Annotated in this window: 19 protein-coding genes; 14 read left to right on the forward strand and 5 right to left on the reverse strand. The window is 72.3% G+C overall.

What is annotated here, in order from left to right:
• The first annotated feature begins 14 nt into the window (after positions 1 to 14).
• Positions 15 to 746 (forward strand): SseB family protein, encoded by a 732-nt coding sequence (locus tag OHA99_RS30140; protein WP_153180669.1) that lies wholly within the window; start codon positions 15 to 17, stop codon positions 744 to 746.
• A 23-nt stretch (positions 747 to 769) separates the two neighbouring features.
• Here OHA99_RS30140 and OHA99_RS30145 read toward each other — a convergent pair whose 3' ends face one another.
• Positions 770 to 1,135, reverse strand: coding sequence for a DUF1844 domain-containing protein (locus OHA99_RS30145; RefSeq protein WP_007447718.1), 366 nt, complete (start codon positions 1,133 to 1,135; stop codon positions 770 to 772).
• A 386-nt stretch (positions 1,136 to 1,521) separates the two neighbouring features.
• Between OHA99_RS30145 and infC the strand changes: the two genes are divergently transcribed.
• The 9 genes from infC (at position 1,522) to OHA99_RS30190 (ending at position 11,468) form a co-directional block, all read left to right on the forward strand.
• Positions 1,522 to 2,175, forward strand: a complete 654-nt coding sequence (gene infC / locus OHA99_RS30150) for a translation initiation factor IF-3 (protein ID WP_063739965.1) — start codon at positions 1,522 to 1,524, stop codon at positions 2,173 to 2,175.
• Positions 2,176 to 2,288: 113 nt separating this feature from the next.
• On the forward strand, positions 2,289 to 2,483 hold the full coding sequence (rpmI, locus tag OHA99_RS30155; protein ID WP_003977225.1) for a 50S ribosomal protein L35: 195 nt from the start codon (positions 2,289 to 2,291) through the stop codon (positions 2,481 to 2,483).
• 97 nt (positions 2,484 to 2,580) lie between these two features.
• Entirely contained in the window at positions 2,581 to 2,964 is a 384-nt protein-coding gene (gene rplT / locus OHA99_RS30160; RefSeq protein ID WP_003977226.1) for a 50S ribosomal protein L20, read from the forward strand.
• Positions 2,965 to 3,145: 181 nt separating this feature from the next.
• A complete protein-coding gene (locus tag OHA99_RS30165; protein WP_153180670.1) occupies positions 3,146 to 3,994 on the forward strand; it encodes an RNA methyltransferase in 849 nt (282 codons plus the stop codon).
• Between the two features lie 50 nt (positions 3,995 to 4,044).
• On the forward strand, positions 4,045 to 5,184 hold the full coding sequence (locus tag OHA99_RS30170; protein ID WP_153180671.1) for an ATP-binding protein: 1,140 nt from the start codon (positions 4,045 to 4,047) through the stop codon (positions 5,182 to 5,184).
• 181 nt (positions 5,185 to 5,365) lie between these two features.
• Positions 5,366 to 6,487, forward strand: a complete 1,122-nt coding sequence (pheS, locus tag OHA99_RS30175) for a phenylalanine--tRNA ligase subunit alpha (protein WP_153180672.1) — start codon at positions 5,366 to 5,368, stop codon at positions 6,485 to 6,487.
• On the forward strand, positions 6,487 to 9,000 hold the full coding sequence (gene pheT, locus OHA99_RS30180; protein WP_405698396.1) for a phenylalanine--tRNA ligase subunit beta: 2,514 nt from the start codon (positions 6,487 to 6,489) through the stop codon (positions 8,998 to 9,000). Before pheS ends, pheT begins: the two co-directional genes overlap by 1 nt.
• A gap of 476 nt (positions 9,001 to 9,476) precedes the next feature.
• Positions 9,477 to 10,817: a transcriptional regulator gene (locus OHA99_RS30185; RefSeq protein WP_153180674.1), complete on the forward strand. Its 1,341-nt coding sequence runs from the start codon at positions 9,477 to 9,479 to the stop codon at positions 10,815 to 10,817.
• Positions 10,818 to 10,925: 108 nt separating this feature from the next.
• Complete coding sequence (locus OHA99_RS30190) at positions 10,926 to 11,468, forward strand: NUDIX hydrolase (RefSeq protein ID WP_007447746.1); 543 nt, start codon at positions 10,926 to 10,928, stop codon at positions 11,466 to 11,468.
• Here OHA99_RS30190 and OHA99_RS30195 read toward each other — a convergent pair.
• Complete coding sequence (locus tag OHA99_RS30195) at positions 11,459 to 12,331, reverse strand: 3-hydroxybutyryl-CoA dehydrogenase (RefSeq protein ID WP_007447757.1); 873 nt, start codon at positions 12,329 to 12,331, stop codon at positions 11,459 to 11,461. The genes OHA99_RS30190 and OHA99_RS30195 overlap by 10 nt on opposite strands.
• Positions 12,332 to 12,507: 176 nt before the next feature.
• Between OHA99_RS30195 and OHA99_RS30200 the strand changes: the two genes are divergently transcribed.
• Entirely contained in the window at positions 12,508 to 13,752 is a 1,245-nt protein-coding gene (locus OHA99_RS30200) for a glycoside hydrolase family 10 protein (RefSeq protein ID WP_405698397.1), read from the forward strand.
• 34 nt (positions 13,753 to 13,786) lie between these two features.
• Here OHA99_RS30200 and OHA99_RS30205 read toward each other — a convergent pair whose 3' ends face one another.
• Both OHA99_RS30205 and OHA99_RS30210 read right to left on the reverse strand, forming a co-directional pair.
• Positions 13,787 to 13,981, reverse strand: a complete 195-nt coding sequence (locus OHA99_RS30205) for a DUF1918 domain-containing protein (RefSeq protein WP_153180676.1) — start codon at positions 13,979 to 13,981, stop codon at positions 13,787 to 13,789.
• A gap of 30 nt (positions 13,982 to 14,011) precedes the next feature.
• Positions 14,012 to 14,938, reverse strand: a complete 927-nt coding sequence (locus tag OHA99_RS30210) for a DMT family transporter (RefSeq protein ID WP_405698398.1) — start codon at positions 14,936 to 14,938, stop codon at positions 14,012 to 14,014.
• On the opposite strand from OHA99_RS30210, the gene OHA99_RS30215 reads away from it, so the two are divergent.
• Together OHA99_RS30215 and OHA99_RS30220 are read left to right on the forward strand one after the other, a co-directional pair.
• The gene (locus OHA99_RS30215) at positions 14,937 to 16,376 is read left to right on the forward strand and encodes a PLP-dependent aminotransferase family protein (protein WP_194280152.1); all 1,440 of its coding nucleotides are present in this window, start codon (positions 14,937 to 14,939) and stop codon (positions 16,374 to 16,376) included. The genes OHA99_RS30210 and OHA99_RS30215 overlap by 2 nt on opposite strands.
• A gap of 120 nt (positions 16,377 to 16,496) precedes the next feature.
• Positions 16,497 to 17,117: a histidine phosphatase family protein gene (locus OHA99_RS30220; RefSeq protein WP_153180678.1), complete on the forward strand. Its 621-nt coding sequence runs from the start codon at positions 16,497 to 16,499 to the stop codon at positions 17,115 to 17,117.
• Here OHA99_RS30220 and OHA99_RS30225 read toward each other — a convergent pair.
• The gene (locus OHA99_RS30225) at positions 17,080 to 17,532 is read right to left on the reverse strand and encodes a DUF6314 family protein (protein WP_405698399.1); all 453 of its coding nucleotides are present in this window, start codon (positions 17,530 to 17,532) and stop codon (positions 17,080 to 17,082) included. The genes OHA99_RS30220 and OHA99_RS30225 overlap by 38 nt on opposite strands.
• 170 nt (positions 17,533 to 17,702) lie before the next feature.
• Here OHA99_RS30225 and OHA99_RS30230 point away from each other — a divergent pair, with 170 nt between their 5' ends.
• Positions 17,703 to 20,177, forward strand: a complete 2,475-nt coding sequence (locus OHA99_RS30230; protein WP_405698400.1) for an alpha-L-arabinofuranosidase C-terminal domain-containing protein — start codon at positions 17,703 to 17,705, stop codon at positions 20,175 to 20,177.
• The last annotated feature ends 10 nt before the right edge of the window (positions 20,178 to 20,187 follow it).

Here is a 20,187-nt window from a genome sequence, read left to right on the forward strand (position 1 = left end):
TAGGGTCGGGCACCGTGGCCAACAAGAACATCCCCGACTCCGCCTTCTCCGACGACGACGGCACCGCCGACCCCCGGCTGAGCGCCGCGCTCGCCGCCTGGGCCGAGGACCGCACCGCGGTGGCCCCGGTGCTCGGGGCACTCAAGGGCGCCCGGCTGCTCGTACCCGTCGTCGCCGTACTCGGTGAGGTGGAGGAGGACGGGAACGGCCTGCGCCGTGAGAAAACCAGCGACATGGCCGTGCCGACGCTGAAGGCCGGCGGCCGCACCGCACTGCCCGCGTTCACGTCCACCGAGTCGCTCGCCCGCTGGGACCCCGAGGCCCGCCCCGTCGCCGTACCCGTGCACCAGGCACTGGAGGCCGCCGCGCACGAGAAGGCGGACACCGTCGTACTGGACCTCGCCGGTCCGGTGGCGTTCGAGCTGACCGGAGCGGTGCTGCTGGCGCTCGCCGAGGGGCGTACGACGACCGACCCGCTCGCCGACCCGGCCGTGGCCGGCGCCGTGCGCGCCGCCCTCGCCGACGAGCCCGCCGTGCTCCGCGCCCACCTCGGGCCGGGGAGCGCCGACGGCACGCTCGCGCTGGTCCTCGACCCGGGCGCCGACGCGGCGAAGGCCGCCCGCGCCGTCGCCGAGCGGCTGGCCGCCGACGACACACTGAGGGCCCGCCTGGTGCGCGGCCTCGACCTGGCACTGCTGCCGGCCGGGGCGACGCCGCCCGGCGAGCCCTTGTACGTGCGGGGATAGCTCCGGGTGGGGCGGGCCCGCGGTCAGCCGTAGACCGCGCCCGTGTACTTCTCGCCCGGACCCTGGCCCGGCTCGTCCGGGACCAGCGAGGCCTCGCGGAAGGCCAGCTGGAGCGACTTCAGGCCGTCGCGCAGCGGCGCCGCGTGGAACGAGCTGATCTCGGTCGCGGTCGCGTCCAGCAGGCCGGCCAGCGCGTGCACCAGCTTGCGGGCCTCGTCCAGGTCCTTGTGGTCCTCGCCCTCCTCGGTCAGGCCCAGCTTCACGGCGGCCGCGCTCATCAGGTTGACGGCGACCGTCACGATCACCTCGACCGCCGGGACCTCGGCGATGTCGCGGGCCATGGCGTCGAAGTCGGGGTTCGCCGGGGATTCAGGAGGGGTCTCACTCATGCCGCACACGATAGGCGCAGCGGGGGAGCGGACCCCACTCGGACTCGGTTAGCCCTTCCCCCGCCGAGCTGCTAACCTTGTGTAACGACCGGTCGGACACGCACGCCCCCACGGCAGCGGATCCGGCCCACAAGTGGAGGCTTCGAACTCCCACCTGGCCGTCCTTCGGACGGCGGGTCACCGGTCAGGCGGTCCCGTCCCAGCGGCGGCGACCAGCCCGAAGTCGCGCCCCGCGGTCACCGCGGCGGTGCTCCGGTAGTAGTTCGAGGAGCCCCGCCTGTGATCGTCCGGGGCATTTTTTGTGCGCCGGCGCGGTTAGGTCTATCGAACACAGACGTTACGCGGCTGTCCGCCAGACCGTCGCGTGGTGCTACCGAGGAGGATCCATCAGCGCCGAGCCCCGCATCAACGACCGGATTCGCGTTCCCGAGGTGCGACTTGTCGGTCCCAGCGGCGAGCAGGTCGGGATTGTCCCACTTGCCAAGGCCCTGGAGCTTGCGCAGGAGTACGACCTCGACCTCGTCGAGGTCGCGGCGAACGCCCGTCCGCCCGTGTGCAAGCTCATGGACTACGGGAAGTTCAAGTACGAGTCGGCCATGAAGGCCCGTGAGGCGCGCAAGAACCAGGCGCACACGGTCATCAAGGAGATGAAGCTCCGGCCGAAGATCGACCCGCACGACTATGACACCAAGAAGGGTCACGTCGTCCGGTTCCTCAAGCAGGGCGACAAGGTCAAGATCACGATCATGTTCCGTGGTCGCGAGCAGTCCCGGCCGGAGCTCGGCTACCGACTGCTGCAGCGTCTCGCGGAGGACGTCCAGGACCTCGGCTTCATCGAGTCGAACCCGAAGCAGGACGGCCGGAACATGATCATGGTTCTCGGTCCGCACAAGAAGAAGACCGAGGCGATGGCCGAGGCCCGCCAGGCGCAGGAAGCGCGCAAGGCGGACGCGAAGGCGAACCCCGGCAAGTCGCAGAACGCCGCGGAGGCCGACGTCGAGGAGGCCGAGGCTCCGGCCGAGGCACCCGCCGAAGCGTGACCCCGGGGGACCGCCAGTCCCCAGGACACCAACCGATACAAGAGCGACGCTCCACCCGTGCCCGGTTTCACGACCGGGCACCGGAGCGCCACCGACGAGGAGAGAACGGCGCTATGCCGAAGAACAAGTCGCACAGCGGTGCCAGCAAGCGCTTCAAGATCACCGGCTCCGGCAAGGTGCTCCGTGAGCGCGCCGGCAAGCGCCACCTGCTCGAGCACAAGTCGTCCCGCGTGACGCGTCGCCTCACCGGCAACGCCGAGATGGCCCCGGGCGACGCCGCGAAGATCAAGAAGCTTCTCGGCAAGTGACGTACGGGCGCCACTGAGCGCCGTACGGCAGGACCGGGACCCATTCGACACCGGGCCGCGTGAGGACCACCGCGGCCCCGCTACAAGGAGTTAACAAGTGGCACGCGTCAAGCGGGCAGTCAACGCCCACAAGAAGCGCCGGGCGATCCTCGAGCAGGCCTCCGGCTACCGCGGTCAGCGTTCGCGCCTGTACCGCAAGGCCAAGGAGCAGGTCACCCACTCGCTGGTCTACAACTACAACGACCGCAAGAAGCGCAAGGGTGACTTCCGCCAGCTGTGGATCCAGCGCATCAACGCCGCTGCCCGCGCCAACGGCATCACGTACAACCGCTTCATCCAGGGCCTGAAGGCCGCCAACGTCGAGGTCGACCGCAAGATCCTCGCCGAGCTGGCCGTCAACGACCCGAACGCGTTCGCCGCGCTCGTCGAGGTCGCGCAGAAGGCGCTGCCGAGCGATGTGAACGCGCCGAAGGCGGCGTGACGCTGCGCTGGCTTGAGCCGTAGTTGAAGGGACCCGCAGGCTGGAGCCTGCGGGTCCCTTCGGTTGCCGCCCGTCCGGTTCGATTTCGGGTGCGGGTCCGTTGTGGCTTGTCGCGCAGTTCCCCGCGCCCCTGAGGGGCGCGTTGCAGTCCGCGTTGATTCAAATGTGAAGGTGAGCAAGAGTGCGACCTGGCAGCCCCGAGCTGATTTCTCCCCGGTCCCCCCGGGTCGCCGCCGCGCGGCGGCTGGGGAAGCGGAATTTTCGGGGGAAGGAGCGGCTGTTTCTGGCCGAGGGGCCGCAGGCCGTGCGGGAGGCGGCGGGGTTCGGGGAGACGCTGGTCGAGCTGTTCGCGACCGTGGAGGCCGCCGAGCGCTACGCCGACATCGTCGGGGCCGCACGGGACGTCGGCGCGCGTGTGCACCTCGCCGCCGACGCCGTGATCGAGGACATCTCCACCACCGTCACCCCGCAGGGCCTCGTCGGGGTCTGCCGGTTCCTGGACACGCCGTTCGAGGAGATCCTCGCCGCCCGGCCCAAGCTGGTCGCCGTGCTCGCGCACGTCCGGGACCCCGGCAACGCCGGCACCGTGCTGCGCTGCGCCGACGCCGCCGGGGCCGAGGCGGTCGTGCTCACCGACGCCTCCGTCGACCTGTACAACCCCAAGGCCGTACGCGCCTCCGTCGGCTCCCTCTTCCACCTGCCGGTCGCCGTCGGCGTCCCCGTCGAGCGGGCCGTCGCCGGGCTGCGGGAGGCAGGGGTGCGGGTGCTGGCCGCCGACGGTGCGGGCGAGGACGACCTCGACACCGAGCTGGACGCCGGCACCATGGGCGGGCCCACGGCATGGGTGTTCGGCAACGAGGCCTGGGGGCTCCCGGAGGAGACCCGCGCCCTCACCGACGCCGTGCTGCGCGTCCCGATCCACGGAAAGGCGGAGAGTCTGAACCTCGCGACCGCCGCCGCCGTATGTCTCTACGCGTCGGCGCGTGCACAGCGCGCCGCCGGAGGGTGCCGCTCCGTCACCACGAGCTAGTAGGGTGACCAGCTCAGGGCCCCTGCGCGGTTGAGAGGTGGGGTACGGGGATGAGCGTCGGCACGAGCAGCGCACCGGGTGCACGGGGAGCGCCGCGTCCGCCCGCGCCCCGCACGCCCGGAGATCTCGCCGGCCTCGGCATCGATCCCGACCAGCTGCCCGACGGCCTCGTCGTCGCCGACGAGCACGGCCGGGTGGTCTGCTTCAACGCGGCCGCCGCCCGCATCACCGCCACCCCCGCCGCCGAAGCCCTCGGGCGGCCCCTGGAGAGCGCCCTGCCCCTGGAGGACCTGGAGAGCCGCCGCTGGTGGCAGCTCACCGACCCCTACGGCGGCCTCGCCATCCGCGTCCGCCAGCCCGAGCGCAACCTGCTGCTCCCCGGCGGCCGCGAAGTCCTGGTCACCGCACGCTACGTGCGCACCGAACCCCTCGGCCCCGTCCACCGCGTCGTCGTCACCCTGCGCGACACCGAGGCCCGCCGTCGCACCGAGCGCAGCCACGCCGAGCTGATCGCCACCGTCGCCCACGAACTGCGCTCCCCGCTCACCTCCGTCAAGGGCTTCACGGCGACCCTGCTGGCCAAGTGGGAGAGGTTCACCGACGACCAGAAGCGCCTGATGCTGGAGACCGTCGACGCCGACGCCGACCGCGTCACCCGGCTCATCGCCGAGCTGCTCGACATCTCCCGGATCGACTCGGGCCGGCTCGAGGTGCGCCGCCAGCCCGTCGACATCGGTGCCGCCGTCGGACGCCACATCCAGGCGTACGTCGCCGCCGGACAGGAGGCCGACCGGTTCCTGCTCCGCCTCGCCCAGCCGCTGCCCGACCTGTGGGCCGACCCCGACAAGGTCGACCAGGTGCTCAGCAACCTGCTGGAAAATGCCGTGCGGCACGGCGAGGGAACCGTCACCATTGACGTCACGCCCACGGCGTCCCCCCGCGAAGGGGAGGACACCGGCACGTCGGTCACGGTGAGCGACGAAGGGGCCGGCATCCCGGAGGATTCCATGAACCGCGTCTTCACCCGCTTCTGGCGGGGCAGCAAGCGCGGTGGCACCGGCCTCGGGCTGTACATCGTCAAGGGCATCGTCGAGGCCCACGGCGGCACCATCACGGTCGGCCGCGCCCCCGGCGGCGGCGCCGAGTTCCGATTTACGTTGCCCGTGGCGGCACCGGCGTACCTCACCTGAGCATCAGCTGAGACGGCCGACGACCCCACGGGCGTAATCCAGCGTTCCACAGCCCCGTTAGACTCGGTCTTTGGCACCTTTGCGTCCAGATCCGCAGACGAAGCGCAGACGAAGCGTCTCCGCCGCGTCCGAGGACCGTAGACGGGGCGTCCCAGCCAGCCAATCGGAAGCACGGGAAGAGATGTCGGCACCGAATAAGTCGTACGACCCTGTCGAGGTCGAGGCGTTGAAACCGGAAGAGATCGAGCGCATGCGGGACGAGGCGCTCGCCGCCTTCGCCGCCGCGGACTCCCTCGACGCGCTCCAGGAGGCCAAGGTCGCCCACACCGGCGGCACCTCCCCGCTGTCGCTGGCCAACCGCGAGATCGGCGCCCTGCCCCCGCAGGCCAAGGCCGAGGCCGGCAAGCGCGTCGGCATGGCCCGCGGCGCCGTGAACAAGGCACTCGCGGCCCGCCAGGCCGAGCTGGAGGCCGAGCGCGACGCGCGCGTCCTGGTCGAGGAGGCCGTGGACGTCACGCTGCCCTACGACCGCGTACCGGCCGGCGCCCGCCATCCGCTCACCACGCTCTCCGAGCGCATCGAGGACGTCTTCGTCGCCATGGGCTACGAGGTCGCCGAGGGCCCCGAGGCCGAGGCCGAGTGGTTCAACTTCGACGCCCTCAACATCGGCCCGGACCACCCGGCGCGCGGCGAGGCCGACACCTTCTTCGTGGCAGGCCCGGAGGGCGGCTCCGAGTCCGGCGTCGTGCTGCGCACCCACACCTCGCCCGTGCAGATCCGCTCCGCGCTCTCCCGCGAGCTGCCGGTCTACGTGATCTGCCCCGGCCGCGTGTACCGCACCGACGAGCTGGACGCCACGCACACCCCCGTCTTCCACCAGGTCGAGCTGCTCGCCGTCGACGAGGGCCTGACCATGGCGGACCTCAAGGGCACCCTGGACCACATGGTCCAGTCGCTGTTCGGCGCGGAGATGAAGACCCGGCTGCGGCCGAACTTCTTCCCCTTCACCGAGCCGTCCGCCGAGATGGACATGCTCTGCTACGTCTGCAAGGGCGCGTCCGTCGGCAACCCCGACCGGCCCTGCCGCACCTGCTCCAGCGAGGGCTGGATCGAGCTGGGCGGCTGCGGCATGGTCAACCCGCGGGTGCTCACCGCCTGCGGTATCGACCCGGAGAAGTACAGCGGCTTCGCCTTCGGGTTCGGCATCGAGCGGATGCTGATGTTCCGCCACAACGTCGAAGACATGCGAGACATGGTCGAGGGTGACGTCCGGTTCACCCGGCCGTTCGGGATGGAGATCTGATGCGGGTCCCGCTTTCCTGGCTGCGGGAGTACGTCGACCTGCCGGCCACCGAGACCGGCCGCGACGTGCAGGCCAAGCTGATTTCGGCCGGCCTCGAGGTCGAGACCGTCGAGCACCTGGGCGCCGACCTCAAGGGCCCCCTCGTCGTCGGCCAGGTGCTGACCATCGAGGAGCTGGAGGGCTTCAAGAAGCCGATCCGCTTCTGCACGGTGAACGTCGGCCGGGCCAACGGCACCGGTGAGCCGCAGGAGATCGTCTGCGGCGCCCGGAACTTCGCCGTCGGCGACAAGGTCGTCGTGGTCCTGCCCGGCGCCACCCTGCCCGGCGGCTTCTCGATCTCCGCCCGCAAGACCTACGGCAAGACGTCCCACGGCATGATCTGCTCCAGCGACGAGCTGGGCATGGGCGACGACGGCACCCACGGCATCATCGTGCTGCCGCCGGAGACCGAGGTCGGCAAGGACGCCATCGAGCTGCTCGAGCTGGTCGACGAGGTGCTGGACATCGCCGTCACCGCCAACCGCGGCGACTGCCTGTCCATCCGCGGCGTCGCCCGCGAGGCCGCCATCGCCTACGGCCTGCCGCTGCGCGACCCGGCCCTGCTCGACGTGCCCGCGCCGAACGCCTACGGCTACCCGGTGAAGATCGCCGACCCGGCGGGCTGCGACCGTTTCACCGCCCGCACGGTGACCGGCCTCAGCGCCGAGGCGCGCTCCCCGATCTGGCTCCAGCGCCGGCTCCAGAAGGTCGGCATGCGCCCGATCTCGCTCGCCGTCGACGTCACCAACTACGTGATGATGGAGCTGGGCCAGCCCCTGCACGCCTACGACCGCTCTCTGGTCCAGGGCACCATCGGCGTACGCCGGGCCGCGGAGGGCGAGAAGATCGTCACCCTCGACGGCACCGAGCGGAAGCTGCACGCCGAGGACCTGGTCATCACCGACGACCGCGGGCCCATCGGCCTCGCCGGGGTCATGGGCGGCGCCAACACGGAGATCGCCGACCACGGCGACACCGAGAAGGCGACGAGTGACGTGGTCATCGAGGCCGCCCACTTCGACCAGGTGTCCATCGCGCGCACCGCCCGCCGGCACAAGCTGTCCTCGGAGGCCTCCCGCCGCTTCGAGCGCGGCGTCGACCCGCAGGCCGCCGCCGCTGCCGCGCAGCGCACCGTCGACCTCCTCGTGCTGCTCGCGGGCGGCACGGCCGAGTCCGGCGTCACCGAGATCAGCGCCCCGCCCGTGCCGCACACGATCACCGTGGCGGCCGACCATCCGGACAAGGTCGCGGGCGTGGCGTACGGCCGCGAGACCGTCGTCCGCCGCCTCCAGGAGGTCGGCTGCGACGTTTACGGGCAGGACGAGCTGATCGTCACCGTGCCGTCCTGGCGGCCCGACCTCGATGACATCAACGACCTGGCCGAAGAGGTCATCCGTCTGGAGGGCTACGAGAACCTGCCCTCCACGCTGCCCCGGCCCCCGGCGGGCCGCGGCCTCACCTCCCGGCAGCGGCTGCACCGCCGCGTCGGGCGTGCCCTGGCCGGTGCCGGTTACGTCGAGGCGCTGAACTACCCGTTCGTCGGCGAGCAGGTCTTCGACCAGCTCGGCCTCGACGCCGACGACCCGGCCCGCCGCGTCGTCAGGCTGGTCAACCCGCTCAGCGACGAGGAGCCCGCGCTGCGCACCTCGCTGCTGCCCGGCCTGCTCGCGGCGCTGCGGCGCAACGACGGCCGGGGCGCGCACGACCTGGCGCTCTTCGAGACCGGCCTGGTCTTCCACCCGCGCGACGACCAGCGGGTCGCCGGCAACCTGCCCGTCGACCGTCGGCCCAGCGAGGACGACCTCGCCGCGCTGGACGCCGCGCTGCCCGACCAGCCCCGGCACGTCGCCGTGGTCCTGGCCGGCGCCCGCGAGCAGGCCGGCTGGTGGGGCAAGGGCCGCCCGGCCGACTGGGCCGACGCGGTCGAGTCCGCCCGGACCGTCGCCCGCGAGGCCGGCGCCGAACTGGGCACGCGCAAGGGCCAGTACGGTCCCTGGCACCCGGGCCGCTGCGCCGAACTGACGGTCACCGTGGACGGCGAGGAGCGCGTGATCGGGCACGCGGGTGAGCTGCACCCGCGGGTCCTGAAGACGCTGGGCCTGCCCGCGCGCACCTGCGCGATGGAGCTGGACCTCGACGCCGTGGAGCGGGTCGGCGACGACATCCCGCAGGCGCCGGGCATCTCGACCTTCCCGGTCGCGACGCAGGATGTCGCCCTCGTGGTCGACGAGTTCGTACCGGCGGCGGACGTCGAGGCGGCGCTGCGCGAGGGCGCGGGTGAACTCCTCGAGTCCATCCGGCTGTTCGACGTGTACGACAACGCGGAGCAGCTCGGTGAGGGGCGCAAGTCCCTCGCGTACGCGCTGCGCTTCCGCGCGGGGGACCGGACGCTGACGGTCGACGAGGCGTCGGCCGCGCGGGATGCGGCGGTCGCCCTCGCGGGCGAGCGGGTCGGAGCAGCGCTCCGGAGCTGACGGTTCGCCCAAGGGGCGTGGGGTTTCTGCCGGTTCGGCGGCTGCGGGCAGTCGGTGGCCGGTCGCGCAGTTCCCCGCGCCCCCTGAGGGACGTCAGCGCAACGTGCCTTGCTTTTCAGGGGCGCGGGGCTGTGACATGTGCGGCTCCGCCGCGTGGGCGCGACCAGCCACCACGCACCCGCGGTCGACAGCGCACCCGCACACCGAACGGCGATGGGTCGCTCCGCGAAGCCGGCGGAGCCGTCCGCCCCGCCACGGAGTGTCGGGCAGGCAGCCGGGCGGACGGCGTGGATACGGGCCGCCGCACTGTACGAGGGGGAGCCGACGGCCCGGCCGGCCTCTTTCGAGGCCCTTCAGTCAACCGGCCCGGAACTCTCCGCGACAGCGCGCACACGCTGCGGATGCGCGCACTCGGTTCACACCCCGTGTGACCCCCGACGCACTACGCTGTCGGCACCGATTCACCGGGGGGCACCATGCAGCCCAACACTCTGCTCGACGCGATCCTCGACGAGGCCGGCATCTCGCACGCGGGACTGGCCGCACACGTCAACCAGGCGGGACGGGCACGCGGGCTCGCACTGAGGTACGAGCACACCGCCGTCGCACGATGGCTGAAGGGGCAGCGGCCGCGCGGCCAGGTGCCCGACCTGATCTGCGAGGTCCTCGCCGCCCGCCTGCACCGCCCGGTCACCCTCGACGACATCGGTCTCGGCGTGCCCGGCGAACCCGCCGCCCCGCACACCGGCTCACTGTCCGGCTTCGTGGAGCGCGCGACCGCCCTGTGGCGCTCCGACCAGCAGCAGCGCCCGCACCTCCTCGGCGCCCCGGCCCTCACCGGCACGCCCGCCGTGCTGCCGGTCTGGGAGTGGGAGAACCCGCCCGAGGACACCGACGTCTCCCGCGGCGGACGGCACCGGGTCACCGCGGCCGATCTGGAGACGGTGCGCTGCGCCCGTACGCACTACGAGCAGATGTACCGCAAGGCCGGCGGCATCGCGACCCGCGCCCGCATCGTCGGCTTCCTCAACTCCGAGGCCGCGCCGCTGCTGCGCGGCAGCTACACCGACGCGACCGGACGGCAGTTGCACCGGGCCACCGGGGGACTGGTGGCCGTCGCCGGGATCTGCGCGTACGACTCCGACGCGCACGGCCTCGCCCAGCGCTACTTCCACCAGGCGCTGCGGCTCGCCAAGGCCAGCGGCGACCGGGGACTCGGCGCCTACGTCATCGCGCTGCTGGTCAACCAGGCGCTGTACATGCGGGAGTACCGGCAGGCCGTCGCCTTCGCCGAAGCCGCGCTGCGTGCCGCGGGCCGGCACATCACCCCGGCGCTCGCCTCCGACCTGTACGCGATGCAGGCCAAGGCGTACGCGCACCTGGGCGACGGCGGCAGCGCGCTGTCCTGCATCCGCCGGGCCGAACAGGCCGCCGAGCGCATCCGGCGCGGCTACGAGCCCGACGAGACCGGCTATGTCCAGCCGGGACTGGTCAACGTCCAGGTGGCGGAGGCCCTCCTGAGCCTCGGCGAGCTCGCGGCGGCCGGAGAGCACGCGGCGGCCGCCGTCGACACCCCGGCGCACGACCGGGGGCGCGTGCACCGGCTCGCCATGCTCAGCACCATCGAGCTGCGCCAGGGGCATGCCGACAAGGCGGTGGCCACCGCGGTGAGGATGGCCGAACAGGCCCGGGGGATGGAGTCCCAGCGGCTGCGCGACCGGCTGCGCGCGGTGCGCGAGCACCTGGTGAGCAGCGGTTGCGCGGGCACGGCCGAAGCCGCCGAACTCATCGACGGGGCGCTGCGCGTCCCGCTGTAGACGGCCGCCCCCTGCGCCCGCACTGCGCCCTGAGCGGCCCGCGTACGCCTGCTGTCCGCAAGCCACTGCTGCGATATTGCCACCTACTCAAGGAAAGGTGGCAGAACCGTGCAGTGGACGAAACAGAGCGAACAGAATGTGTACTCAAATCGCTGGTTCAGCGTCAATCTGGCCGATGTCGTCCTGCCGGACGGCCGGCACCTCGACCACTTCCTGATACGGATGCGCCCCGTGGCCGTGGCCACCGTCGTGAACGAGGCGGACGAGGTCCTGCTGCTGTGGCGGCACCGTTTCATCACCGACAGTTGGGGCTGGGAACTCGCGGCCGGCGTCGTCGAGGACGGCGAGGACGTCGCGGTGGCCGCGGCCAGGGAACTGGAGGAGGAGACCGGCTGGCGGCCGGGACCGCTGCACCACCTGATGAGTGTGGAGCCGTCCAACGGACTCACCGACGCCCGGCACCACGTCTACTGGGCCGACGAGGGCACGTACGTGGGACACCCCGTGGACGACTTCGAGTCGGACCGCCGGGAGTGGGTGCCCCTCAAGCTCGTACCCGACCTCGTCGCCCGCGGGGAGGTCCCGGCCGCCAACATGGCGGCCGCGCTGCTCCTCCTGCACCACCTCAGGCTCGGGCGCGATCAGCCGTAGGCGTAGAAGCCCGAGCCGCTCTTGCGGCCGAGGCGGCCTGCGTCGACCATGCGCTGGAGCAGCGGGGGAGCGGCGTACAGCGGCTCCTTGTACTCCTCGTACATCGAGTACGCCACCGAGGCGACCGTGTCCAGGCCGATCAGGTCGGCCAGCTTCAGCGGGCCCATCGGGTGGGCGCAGCCCATCTCCATGCCGTTGTCGATGTCCTCGCGGCTGGCGATGCCCGACTCGAACATCCGGATCGCGGAGAGCAGGTAGGGGATCAGCAGCGCGTTGACCACGAAGCCGGAGCGGTCCTGGGCGCGGATCGCGTGCTTGCCGAGCACCTTCTCGGTGAACAGCTGGGCCCGGCTGAGCGTGCCCTCGGAGGTGGTGAGCGCCGGGATCAGCTCGACGAGCTGCTGCACCGGGGCCGGGTTGAAGAAGTGGATGCCGATGACGTGGTCGGGCCGCGAGGTGGCGACCGCCAGCTTCACCAGCGGGATCGAGGAGGTGTTGGAGGCCAGGATCGCGTCCGGCCGGGTCACGACCTGATCGAGCACCTGGAAGATCTCGGTCTTGACCTGCTCGTTCTCGACGACGGCCTCGATCACCAGGTCGCGGTCGGCGAACTCGCCGAGGTCGGTGGTGAAGCTGAGGCGCGCCTGCGTCGCGTCCCGCTCCTCCTCGGAGATCTTCCCGCGCTCGGCGGCCTTGGCCAGCGAGTTGTACAGCCGGGTGCGGCCGATCTCCAGGGCCTCGCCGGTGGTCTCGGCGACCATCACCTCCAGACCCGAGCGGGCGCACACCTCGGCGATGCCGGCCCCCATCTGACCGCAGCCCACCACGCCGACGCGTGCGATATCTCCCGAGATGCCGGTCACATCGTCCCTTTCGCTGACTCCACGGCTGGCAGCAGGCGTGCCGGGGTCCCCGTCGCCTGCTCCGATCGAGCACGTTACCCCCGAATGGTCACGGATCCGTCTCCCGGGTCGTGCATCCTGAGGCCCCGTACACGATCCGTGACCGCGCGGATCCGCAGCGTTCAGGAGGTCTACCCATGGGCGGTGTCTCGCGCCGTGCCTTCACGGTGGCGGCGTTGTCGGCGTTCACCCTGGCGCCCGAGGCGTCGGCGGCGGCCCCGGGGCCCGCGAAGCCGGCCCCCTCGCACAGCGCCGCCGCCGGGATGCGGGGGATGTGGCTGGCCACCGTCGCCAACCGGGACTGGCCGAGCCGTGCGGGGCTGCGCGCCGCCGAGCAGCGCGCGGAGCTGATCGAACACCTCGACAACGCCGTACGGCACCGCCTCAACACCGTGATGTTCCAGGTGCGCCCGTCGGCCGACGCGCTGTGGCCCTCGCCGTACGAGCCGTGGTCGCAGTACCTGTCCGGCAGCCAGGGCCGCGACCCCGGCTGGGACCCGCTGGGCACGGCCGTGAAGGAGGCCCACGCGCGCGGCCTGCGGCTGCACGCCTGGTTCAACCCGTACCGCGTCGCCGTCCACGACGACCCGGACCGCCTGGTCTCCTCCCACCCGGCGCGCAAGAACCCCGGCTGGGTGGTGCCGTACGGCGGGCAGCTCTACTACAACCCCGGGCTGCCCGAGGTCCGGGCCTTCGTGCAGGACGCGATGATGGACGCGGTGGCGAGGTACGAGGTGGACGGGGTCCACTTCGACGACTACTTCTACCCCTATCCGGTGGCCGGCCAGGACTTCGCCGACGGCGGGGCCTTCAGCACCTTCGGCGCCGGCTTCGCCACCAGGGCCGACTGGCGGCGGGACAACGTCGACCGGCTGGTGCGGGAGATCGCACAGCGGGTCAGGCAGATCCGCCCGGCCGCCCGCTTCGGCGTCAGCCCCTTCGGCGTGTGGCGCAACGCCGCCACCGACGCGCGCGGCTCGGACACCCGGGCGGGCGTGCAGACGTACGACGACCTGTACGCGGACACCCGCACGTGGGTGCGCGAGGGGTGGATCGACTACGTCGTGCCCCAGCTGTACTGGAACATCGGCCTGGACGGCGCCGACTACGCGAAGCTGCTGCCCTGGTGGGCCGGCGTGGCCAAGGGCAGCAGGACCCAGCTGTACGTGGGCGAGGCGCTGTACAAGTCCGGGGACCCGGCCCAGCCCGCCGCCTGGCAGGACCCGGCCGAACTCTCCCGCCACCTCGCGCTGGCCGCGCGGTACCCCGAGGTCCGCGGGCACGTCTACTTCTCCGCGAAGGACGTCGCCGACGACCGGGCCGGCGCCATGGCGCGGGTGACCGCCGACCACTACACGCGGCCGGCCGCCGTCCCGCGCTGAAAACCGCTGGTGACGGCAGGGCCGGAGCCGGACGTCAGAGCTGGATCTCCCGGTGCCGGATCTCCGCGTCGGGGCCGGGCGAGCACACGGCTTCCTGCCCGTTCTCGAACCGGACCCGGTACGGGGGACCGCCCTTTTCGCCCATGACTTCGACGATCTCCGCGACCTTGTCGTGCTCACCGACCACCCGGCCGTGCTGGACCAGCTGATCGCCCTTGGTTGCGTGCATCCGTGAGGCCTCCTCACCTGTGTGCCGCGCTCAGCCCCGGGCCCGCTGGGTGACCGCGATGCACACCAGTACCGCCGCGGCCGTCAGCGGAGCGGCCACCGTCAGGTGCTCGCCCAGGAGAAGTACCGACCACACCAGTGTGAGCAGCGGCTGGGCCAGCTGCAACTGGCTGGCCTTCGGGATGCCGATCGCCGCCATGCCCCGGTACCAGACGACCAGGCCGAGGAACTGGGAGCCGATCGCCACCCACAGCAGCCCGGTCACACTGTGCGTCGTCAGCTGCACCGGCTCGTACGACAGCGCCACCGCCGCCATCGGCACGGTCACCGGCAGGCACAGCACCAGCGCCCAGCCGATGACCTGCCAGCCCGGCATCACCCGGGCCAGCCGGCCGCCCTCCGTGTAGCCGGCCGCGCACACCAGCAGCGCCGCGAAGAGATAGGCGTCGGCCGAGGTCAGCGCGCCGCCGCTCTGCTGCACCGTGAAGGCGATCACCGCCGCCGCACCCGCCAGGGCCGCGATCCAGAAGGTGCGCGAGGGGCGGGTTCCGATGCGCAGCGCGGACAGCAGCGCGGTGGTCAGCGGGAGCAGGCCCACCACGACGGCGGCATGCGCGGTGGTCGACGTCTGCAACGCGAGCGTGGTCAGCAGCGGGAAGCCCAGCACCACCCCGGCGCCGACCACCGCCAGGCCGAGCCAGTGCCGCCGCTCGGGCGGTGCCACCCGCAGGGCCAGCAGACAGGCCCCGGCGACCGCGGCGGCCAGGATGCTGCGCACGGCGATCAGGGACCAGGGCCCGAAGCCCTCCAGTCCCCAGGCGGTGGCGGGGAAGGTGAGGGAGAACGCGACGACACCGAGGGCGGCCTGGACGGTGCCGAAGGACCTGCCGCCGGGGTCGGTGCCCGCGGCGCCGACTGCTATCCGGGACGGCGCGATAGCGCTACTCTGTGCTCTCATGCAAGAGCGTAGCAGCGTCGCTGACCTGGCGGCCGTGTTGCGACGCGAGCTGGACCGCTACTCACCCGGCGGAAAGCTCCCGTCCAGCCGGGCCCTCGTCGACCGGTTCCGGGTGAGCCCGGTGACGGTCTCCCGCGCCCTGGCCCAGCTGGCCGCGGAGGGACTGGTCGTCACCCGGCCCGGCGCCGGTGCCTTCCGCGCCCGGCCGCGCCCCTCGGCCGCACCCGCCGGGGACACCTCCTGGCAGGAGGTCGCGCTCAGCGCCGACGGTGCCGCCGACCTCGTACCGCGCTCCGTGGACGCCTCCGGCGTACTGGTCTCGCTGGCCGCGCCGCCGCCCGGTGTCGTGGAGTTCAACGGCGGCTATCTGCACCCCTCCCTGCAACCGGAGCGGGCCATGGCCGCCGCCCTGGCGCGGGCCGGGCGGCGCCCCGGAGCCTGGGGGCGGCCGCCGATGGAGGGGCTGCCGGAGCTGCGGGAGTGGTTCGCCCGGGGCATCGGCGGGGCCGTCACGGCGGCCGAGGTGCTGATCACCGCGGGCGGCCAGTCCGCGCTGGCGACCGCCCTGCGCGCCCTCGCCCCGCCCGGCACCCCCGTCCTCGTCGAGTCCCCGACCTACCCCGGCATGCTGGCCATCGCGCGCGCGGCCGGCCTGCGCCCGGTGCCCGTCCCCGTGGACGCCGACGGCGTACGGCCCGCCCTGCTCGCCGACGCCTTCCGCGCGACCGGCGCCCGCGTCTTCGTCTGCCAGCCCCTGTTCCAGAACCCCACCGGCGCGGTGCTCGCCCCCGAGCGGCGCGGCGAGGTGCTCAGCATCGCGCGGGCGGCCGGTGCCTTCGTCGTGGAGGACGACTTCGTGCGCCGGCTCGTGCACGAGGACGCCGGCCCGCTGCCCGCCCCGCTCGCCGCCGACGACCCGGACGGCGTCGTCGTCCACGTCTGCTCGCTCACCAAGGCCACCTCGCCCAGCTTCCGGGTGAGCGCCCTGGCCGCACAAGGGCCGGTCCTCGAGCGGCTGCGGGCCATCCAGGTCGTCGACACCTTCTTCGTGCCCCGGCCGCTCCAGGAGGCCGCCCTGGAACTCGTCGGCTCGCCCGCCTGGCCGCGCCACCTGCGCGCGGTCTCCGCCGAGTTGAGGGCCCGCCGGGACGCGATGACCTCCGCGCTGCGGCTGCGCCTCCCCGAGATCTCCCTGGCGCACGTCCCCTCCGGCGGCTACCACCTGTGGCCGCGCCTGCCGGAGGGCGCCGACGAGAGCGCCCTGACCGCGGCCGCCCTGCGCGCGGGCGTCGCGATCACCCCGGGCCGGCCGTACTTCAGCGCCGAACCCCCGGCCGCCCACTTCCGGCTGAGCTTCGCCGCGGTCGCCAACGTCGGGGAGATCACCGAGGGGGTGCGCCGCCTGCGCACCGCCTGCCTGGAGGTGTGGGGCGGCTGACGGGGAACCGGGCCGGAACGCCGCGGAGCCGGGCCAGCAGTCGGTGAGCCGGGGCACACCCTGGGTGACCCACAGGTAACACCCCTTGACCTGCCCACCTCCGCGCTCCACCATCACGGCATGGCGCTTCGGGTCACGTTCGTCGCGGCCGCACGCAGCTCACCGCTGCTCGCGGAGCGCTTCGACGACGAGCGGCCGCTGGACCAGGCCGGATGGGACGAGGTGCTGCACGCCGCGGGCCGTCTCCGGCCGCTCGCGGCGGCCGAGTTGCGCTACTGCTCGCCCACGCCCCGCAGCCGCGCCACCGGTGACGCCCTCGGCTGTGCCCCGCTGCTCCAACTCGCCCTGCGCGACTGCGACATGGGCCGGTGGCGCGGTCTGACGCTCGGCGAGGCCATGGCCCGCGAACCGGCGGCCGTGGACGCCTGGCTCGCCGATCCGCGGTCGGCGCCGCACGGCGGGGAGCCGCTGCTGGCCTTCATCACCCGCGTGGGCGGCTGGCTCGACACCCGTCCCGGCGACGACGGCGACCGCATCGTCGCCGTGGCCGAACCCTCCGTGATCCGGGCCGCGCTGGTCTACGCGCTGAAGGCACCGCCCGGAACGTACTGGAACCTGGACGTCCGCCCGCTGTCGGCGACCACCGTGACCGGCCGCGCGGGCCGTTGGAGCCTTCGCTTCGAGGGTGCGCCGGACCAGGGGGCTAGGCACCCGGCGTTCGGCGAAGGTAATCCGTTGTGAGCAGCAGGTCCTTGGCCGGTCCGCCCACCCGCCACACCGTCCGCCAGCGGTCCGGGCCCCGCACGGTGAACTCGCCGCGATAGAGGTCGGCGGCGCACGGGTGGTCGGCCACATGACGCCCCGAGGTCAGGTCCAGCTCGTGGAAGGGGCGGCCGTCCGCGAAGCGCACGTCCGCGCGACCCGGCCCGCTCCCCGGTTCGTACCGCAGCGTCCGCTCGGCGGGCCGCGTCACGCCCTGCCAGGTGAAGGCGCCCGACTCGCGGCCGATCAGCCCGCCGGCCTCGAGCGCGTCGAACACCGTGACCCCCTCGAACCGTCCTTCCAGGCCGTTCGCCAGATCCCGCACCGACCGCTCGGTGCGCCAGTGCCCCGCGAGGTACGCCAGTACGTCGGGCACCGGCCACAACTCGCCCATTTCCACTCGCTTTCCCACTCCGGCCCACGGGTTGCCGCGCGACCCATTGACGCGCCTGGTCCCCCTCCCTATCTTGCCGTTCGAAGTGCTGACCAATGTCCGATATCCCGAACAGCTACTCCCGAACAGCTACGACTCGAACGCCCCCTAGTGAGAGCCGCGGAGTATCCATGTCACGCACCCGCTGGAGACTCGGTCTCAGCGTCACCGCCCTCCTGACGGCCTCGGCCCTGCTGCCGTCCCCGGCACACGCGGAGGCCGTCGCCGACTACACGATCACCGTCGACCCCTCGGGCCGTGGTCCCGCGATCGACGACACCATGTACGGCGTCTTCTACGAGGACATCAACCGCGCCGCCGACGGCGGCCTGTACGCCGAGCTCGTGCAGAACCGGTCCTTCGAGTACTCGACCGCCGACAACGCCTCGTACACACCCCTCACCGCCTGGACGGCCGACGGCCCGGCCGAGGTGCTGAACGACGACGGCCGGCTGAACGAGCGCAACCGCCACTACCTCTCCCTGGCCGCCGGCTCCTCCGTGACCAACGCGGGCTACAACACCGGCATCCACGTCGAGAAGGGCGAGAGGTACGACTTCTCGGTCTGGGCCCGCGCCGACAACGGCACCACCCTCGCCGTCACCCTGCGGGACGCCGCGGGCCCGCTCGCGAAGGTGCGCCAGGTGGCCGCCCGGGGGAAGTGGCGCAAGTACACCGCCACCTTCACCGCGACCCGCACCAGCAACCGTGGCCGTCTGGCCGTCGCCACCACCGCCCCCGCGGCCCTCGACATGGTGTCCCTCTTCCCGCGCGACACCTACCGGCACCAGTCGAACGGCCTGCGCAAGGACCTCGCCGAGAAGATCGAGGCCCTGGACCCCGGCTTCCTGCGCTTCCCCGGCGGCTGCCTGGTCAACACCGGCTCCATGGAGGACTACAGCGCGGACTCCGGCTGGCAGCGCAAGCGCTCCTACCAGTGGAAGGACACGATCGGCCCGGTCGAGGAACGCGCCACCAACGCCAACTTCTGGGGCTACAACCAGAGCTACGGCCTCGGCTACTACGAGTACTTCCGTTTCGCCGAGGACATCGGCGCCATGCCGCTGCCCGTCGTCCCCGCCCTGGTCACCGGCTGCGGCCAGAACAAGGCCGTCGACGACGACGCGCTGCTGAAGCGGCACATCCAGGACACCCTGGACCTCATCGAGTTCGCCAACGGCCCCCGCACCAGCGAGTGGGGCGGGAAGCGCGCCGAGATGGGCCACCCCAAGCCCTTCCACCTCACCCACCTGGAAGTCGGCAACGAGGAGAACCTCCCCAAGGAGTTCTTCGCCCGCTTCGAGCAGTTCCGTACCGCCATCGAGGCCGAGTACCCGGACATCACCGTCGTCTCCAACTCCGGCCCCGACGACTCCGGCACCACCTTCGACACGGCCTGGCGGCTGAACCGCGACGCGGGCGTCGACATGGTCGACGAGCACTACTACAACAGCCCGCAGTGGTTCCTCCAGAACAACGACCGCTACGACTCCTACGACCGGAACGGCCCCAAGGTCTTCCTCGGCGAGTACGCCTCCCAGGGCAACGCCTGGAAGAACGCCCTCGCCGAGGCCGCGTTCATGACCGGCCTGGAGCGCAACGCCGACGTCGTCGAGCTGGCCTCCTACGCCCCGCTGCTGTCCAACGAGGACTACGTGCAGTGGAGCCCGGACCTGATCTGGTTCAACAACCACGCGTCCTGGGGCTCGGCCAACTACGAGGTCCAGAAGCTGTTCATGAACAACACCGGCGACCGCGTCGTCCCCTCCTCGGCCACCGGCACCCCCGCCGCCAGCGGCCCCGTCACCGGCGCCGTCGGCCTGTCGACCTGGGCGACCAGCGCGGCGTACGACGACGTGAAGGTCACCTCGGCCGACGGGCGGACCCTCCTGTCCGACGACTTCTCCGGCGACGCCGCGCAGTGGACCCACTCGGGCGCCGGCAGCTGGACGGTCCAGGACGGCCAGTACGTCCAGACCGACGCGGCCGCCGAGAACACCATGGTCACGGCGGGCGACCCGGCCTGGCACGACTACGACCTGCACGTGAGGGCCACCAAGAAGTCCGGCAAGGAGGGCTTCCTGGTCGCCTTCGGTGTCAAGGACACCGGCACCTACTACTGGTGGAACCTGGGCGGCTGGAACAACACCCAGTCCGCCGTCGAGCAGGCCTCCGACGGCGGCAAGTCGACGCTCCTGTCCAAGGCCGGGTCCATCGAGACGGGCCGCGCCTACGACATCGACGTCAAGGTCAGGGGCCGCCAGGTCACCCTCTACCTCGACGGCGAGGAGTGGGGCAGCTTCACCGACGACAAGCCGGCCGAGCCCTTCCGCCAGATCGTCACCCGCGACGACCGCACCGGCGAGCTGATCGTCAAGGTCGTCAACGCCCAGGACACCGCCGCCCGCACCGCCGTCGACCTCGGCGGCGCCAAGGTCGCGCCCCGGGCCCGCGTCACCACGCTGGCCGCCGGCCCGGACGCGGTCAACACCGGGACGGACGCACCGGTGACCCCGGTGACCTCGACCTTCTCGGGGGCGGCGAGCGAGTTCACGTACACCTTCCCGGCGAACTCGGTGACCTTCCTGCGGATCAGGCAGCGATGACCGGGGCCCG

Origin of the sequence: Streptomyces coelicoflavus, from assembly GCF_045041415.1 — a bacterium.
In the GTDB taxonomy this organism is placed as follows: Bacteria; Actinomycetota; Actinomycetes; order Streptomycetales; family Streptomycetaceae; genus Streptomyces; species Streptomyces coelicoflavus.

Coding starts and splice junctions, on each gene's coding strand:
- OHA99_RS30170 (WP_153180671.1), top strand. CDS start 4,045: ATGAGCGTCGGCACGAGCAGCGCACCGGGTGCACGGGGAGCGCCGCGT.
- OHA99_RS30220 (WP_153180678.1), top strand. CDS start 16,497: ATGGCGCTTCGGGTCACGTTCGTCGCGGCCGCACGCAGCTCACCGCTG.
- OHA99_RS30215 (WP_194280152.1), top strand. CDS start 14,937: ATGCAAGAGCGTAGCAGCGTCGCTGACCTGGCGGCCGTGTTGCGACGC.
- rpmI (WP_003977225.1), top strand. CDS start 2,289: ATGCCGAAGAACAAGTCGCACAGCGGTGCCAGCAAGCGCTTCAAGATC.
- OHA99_RS30145 (WP_007447718.1), bottom strand. CDS start 1,135: ATGAGTGAGACCCCTCCTGAATCCCCGGCGAACCCCGACTTCGACGCC.
- OHA99_RS30225 (WP_405698399.1), bottom strand. CDS start 17,532: ATGGGCGAGTTGTGGCCGGTGCCCGACGTACTGGCGTACCTCGCGGGG.
- OHA99_RS30185 (WP_153180674.1), top strand. CDS start 9,477: ATGCAGCCCAACACTCTGCTCGACGCGATCCTCGACGAGGCCGGCATC.
- OHA99_RS30230 (WP_405698400.1), top strand. CDS start 17,703: ATGTCACGCACCCGCTGGAGACTCGGTCTCAGCGTCACCGCCCTCCTG.
- OHA99_RS30200 (WP_405698397.1), top strand. CDS start 12,508: ATGGGCGGTGTCTCGCGCCGTGCCTTCACGGTGGCGGCGTTGTCGGCG.
- OHA99_RS30210 (WP_405698398.1), bottom strand. CDS start 14,938: ATGAGAGCACAGAGTAGCGCTATCGCGCCGTCCCGGATAGCAGTCGGC.
- OHA99_RS30205 (WP_153180676.1), bottom strand. CDS start 13,981: ATGCACGCAACCAAGGGCGATCAGCTGGTCCAGCACGGCCGGGTGGTC.
- pheS (WP_153180672.1), top strand. CDS start 5,366: ATGTCGGCACCGAATAAGTCGTACGACCCTGTCGAGGTCGAGGCGTTG.
- pheT (WP_405698396.1), top strand. CDS start 6,487: ATGCGGGTCCCGCTTTCCTGGCTGCGGGAGTACGTCGACCTGCCGGCC.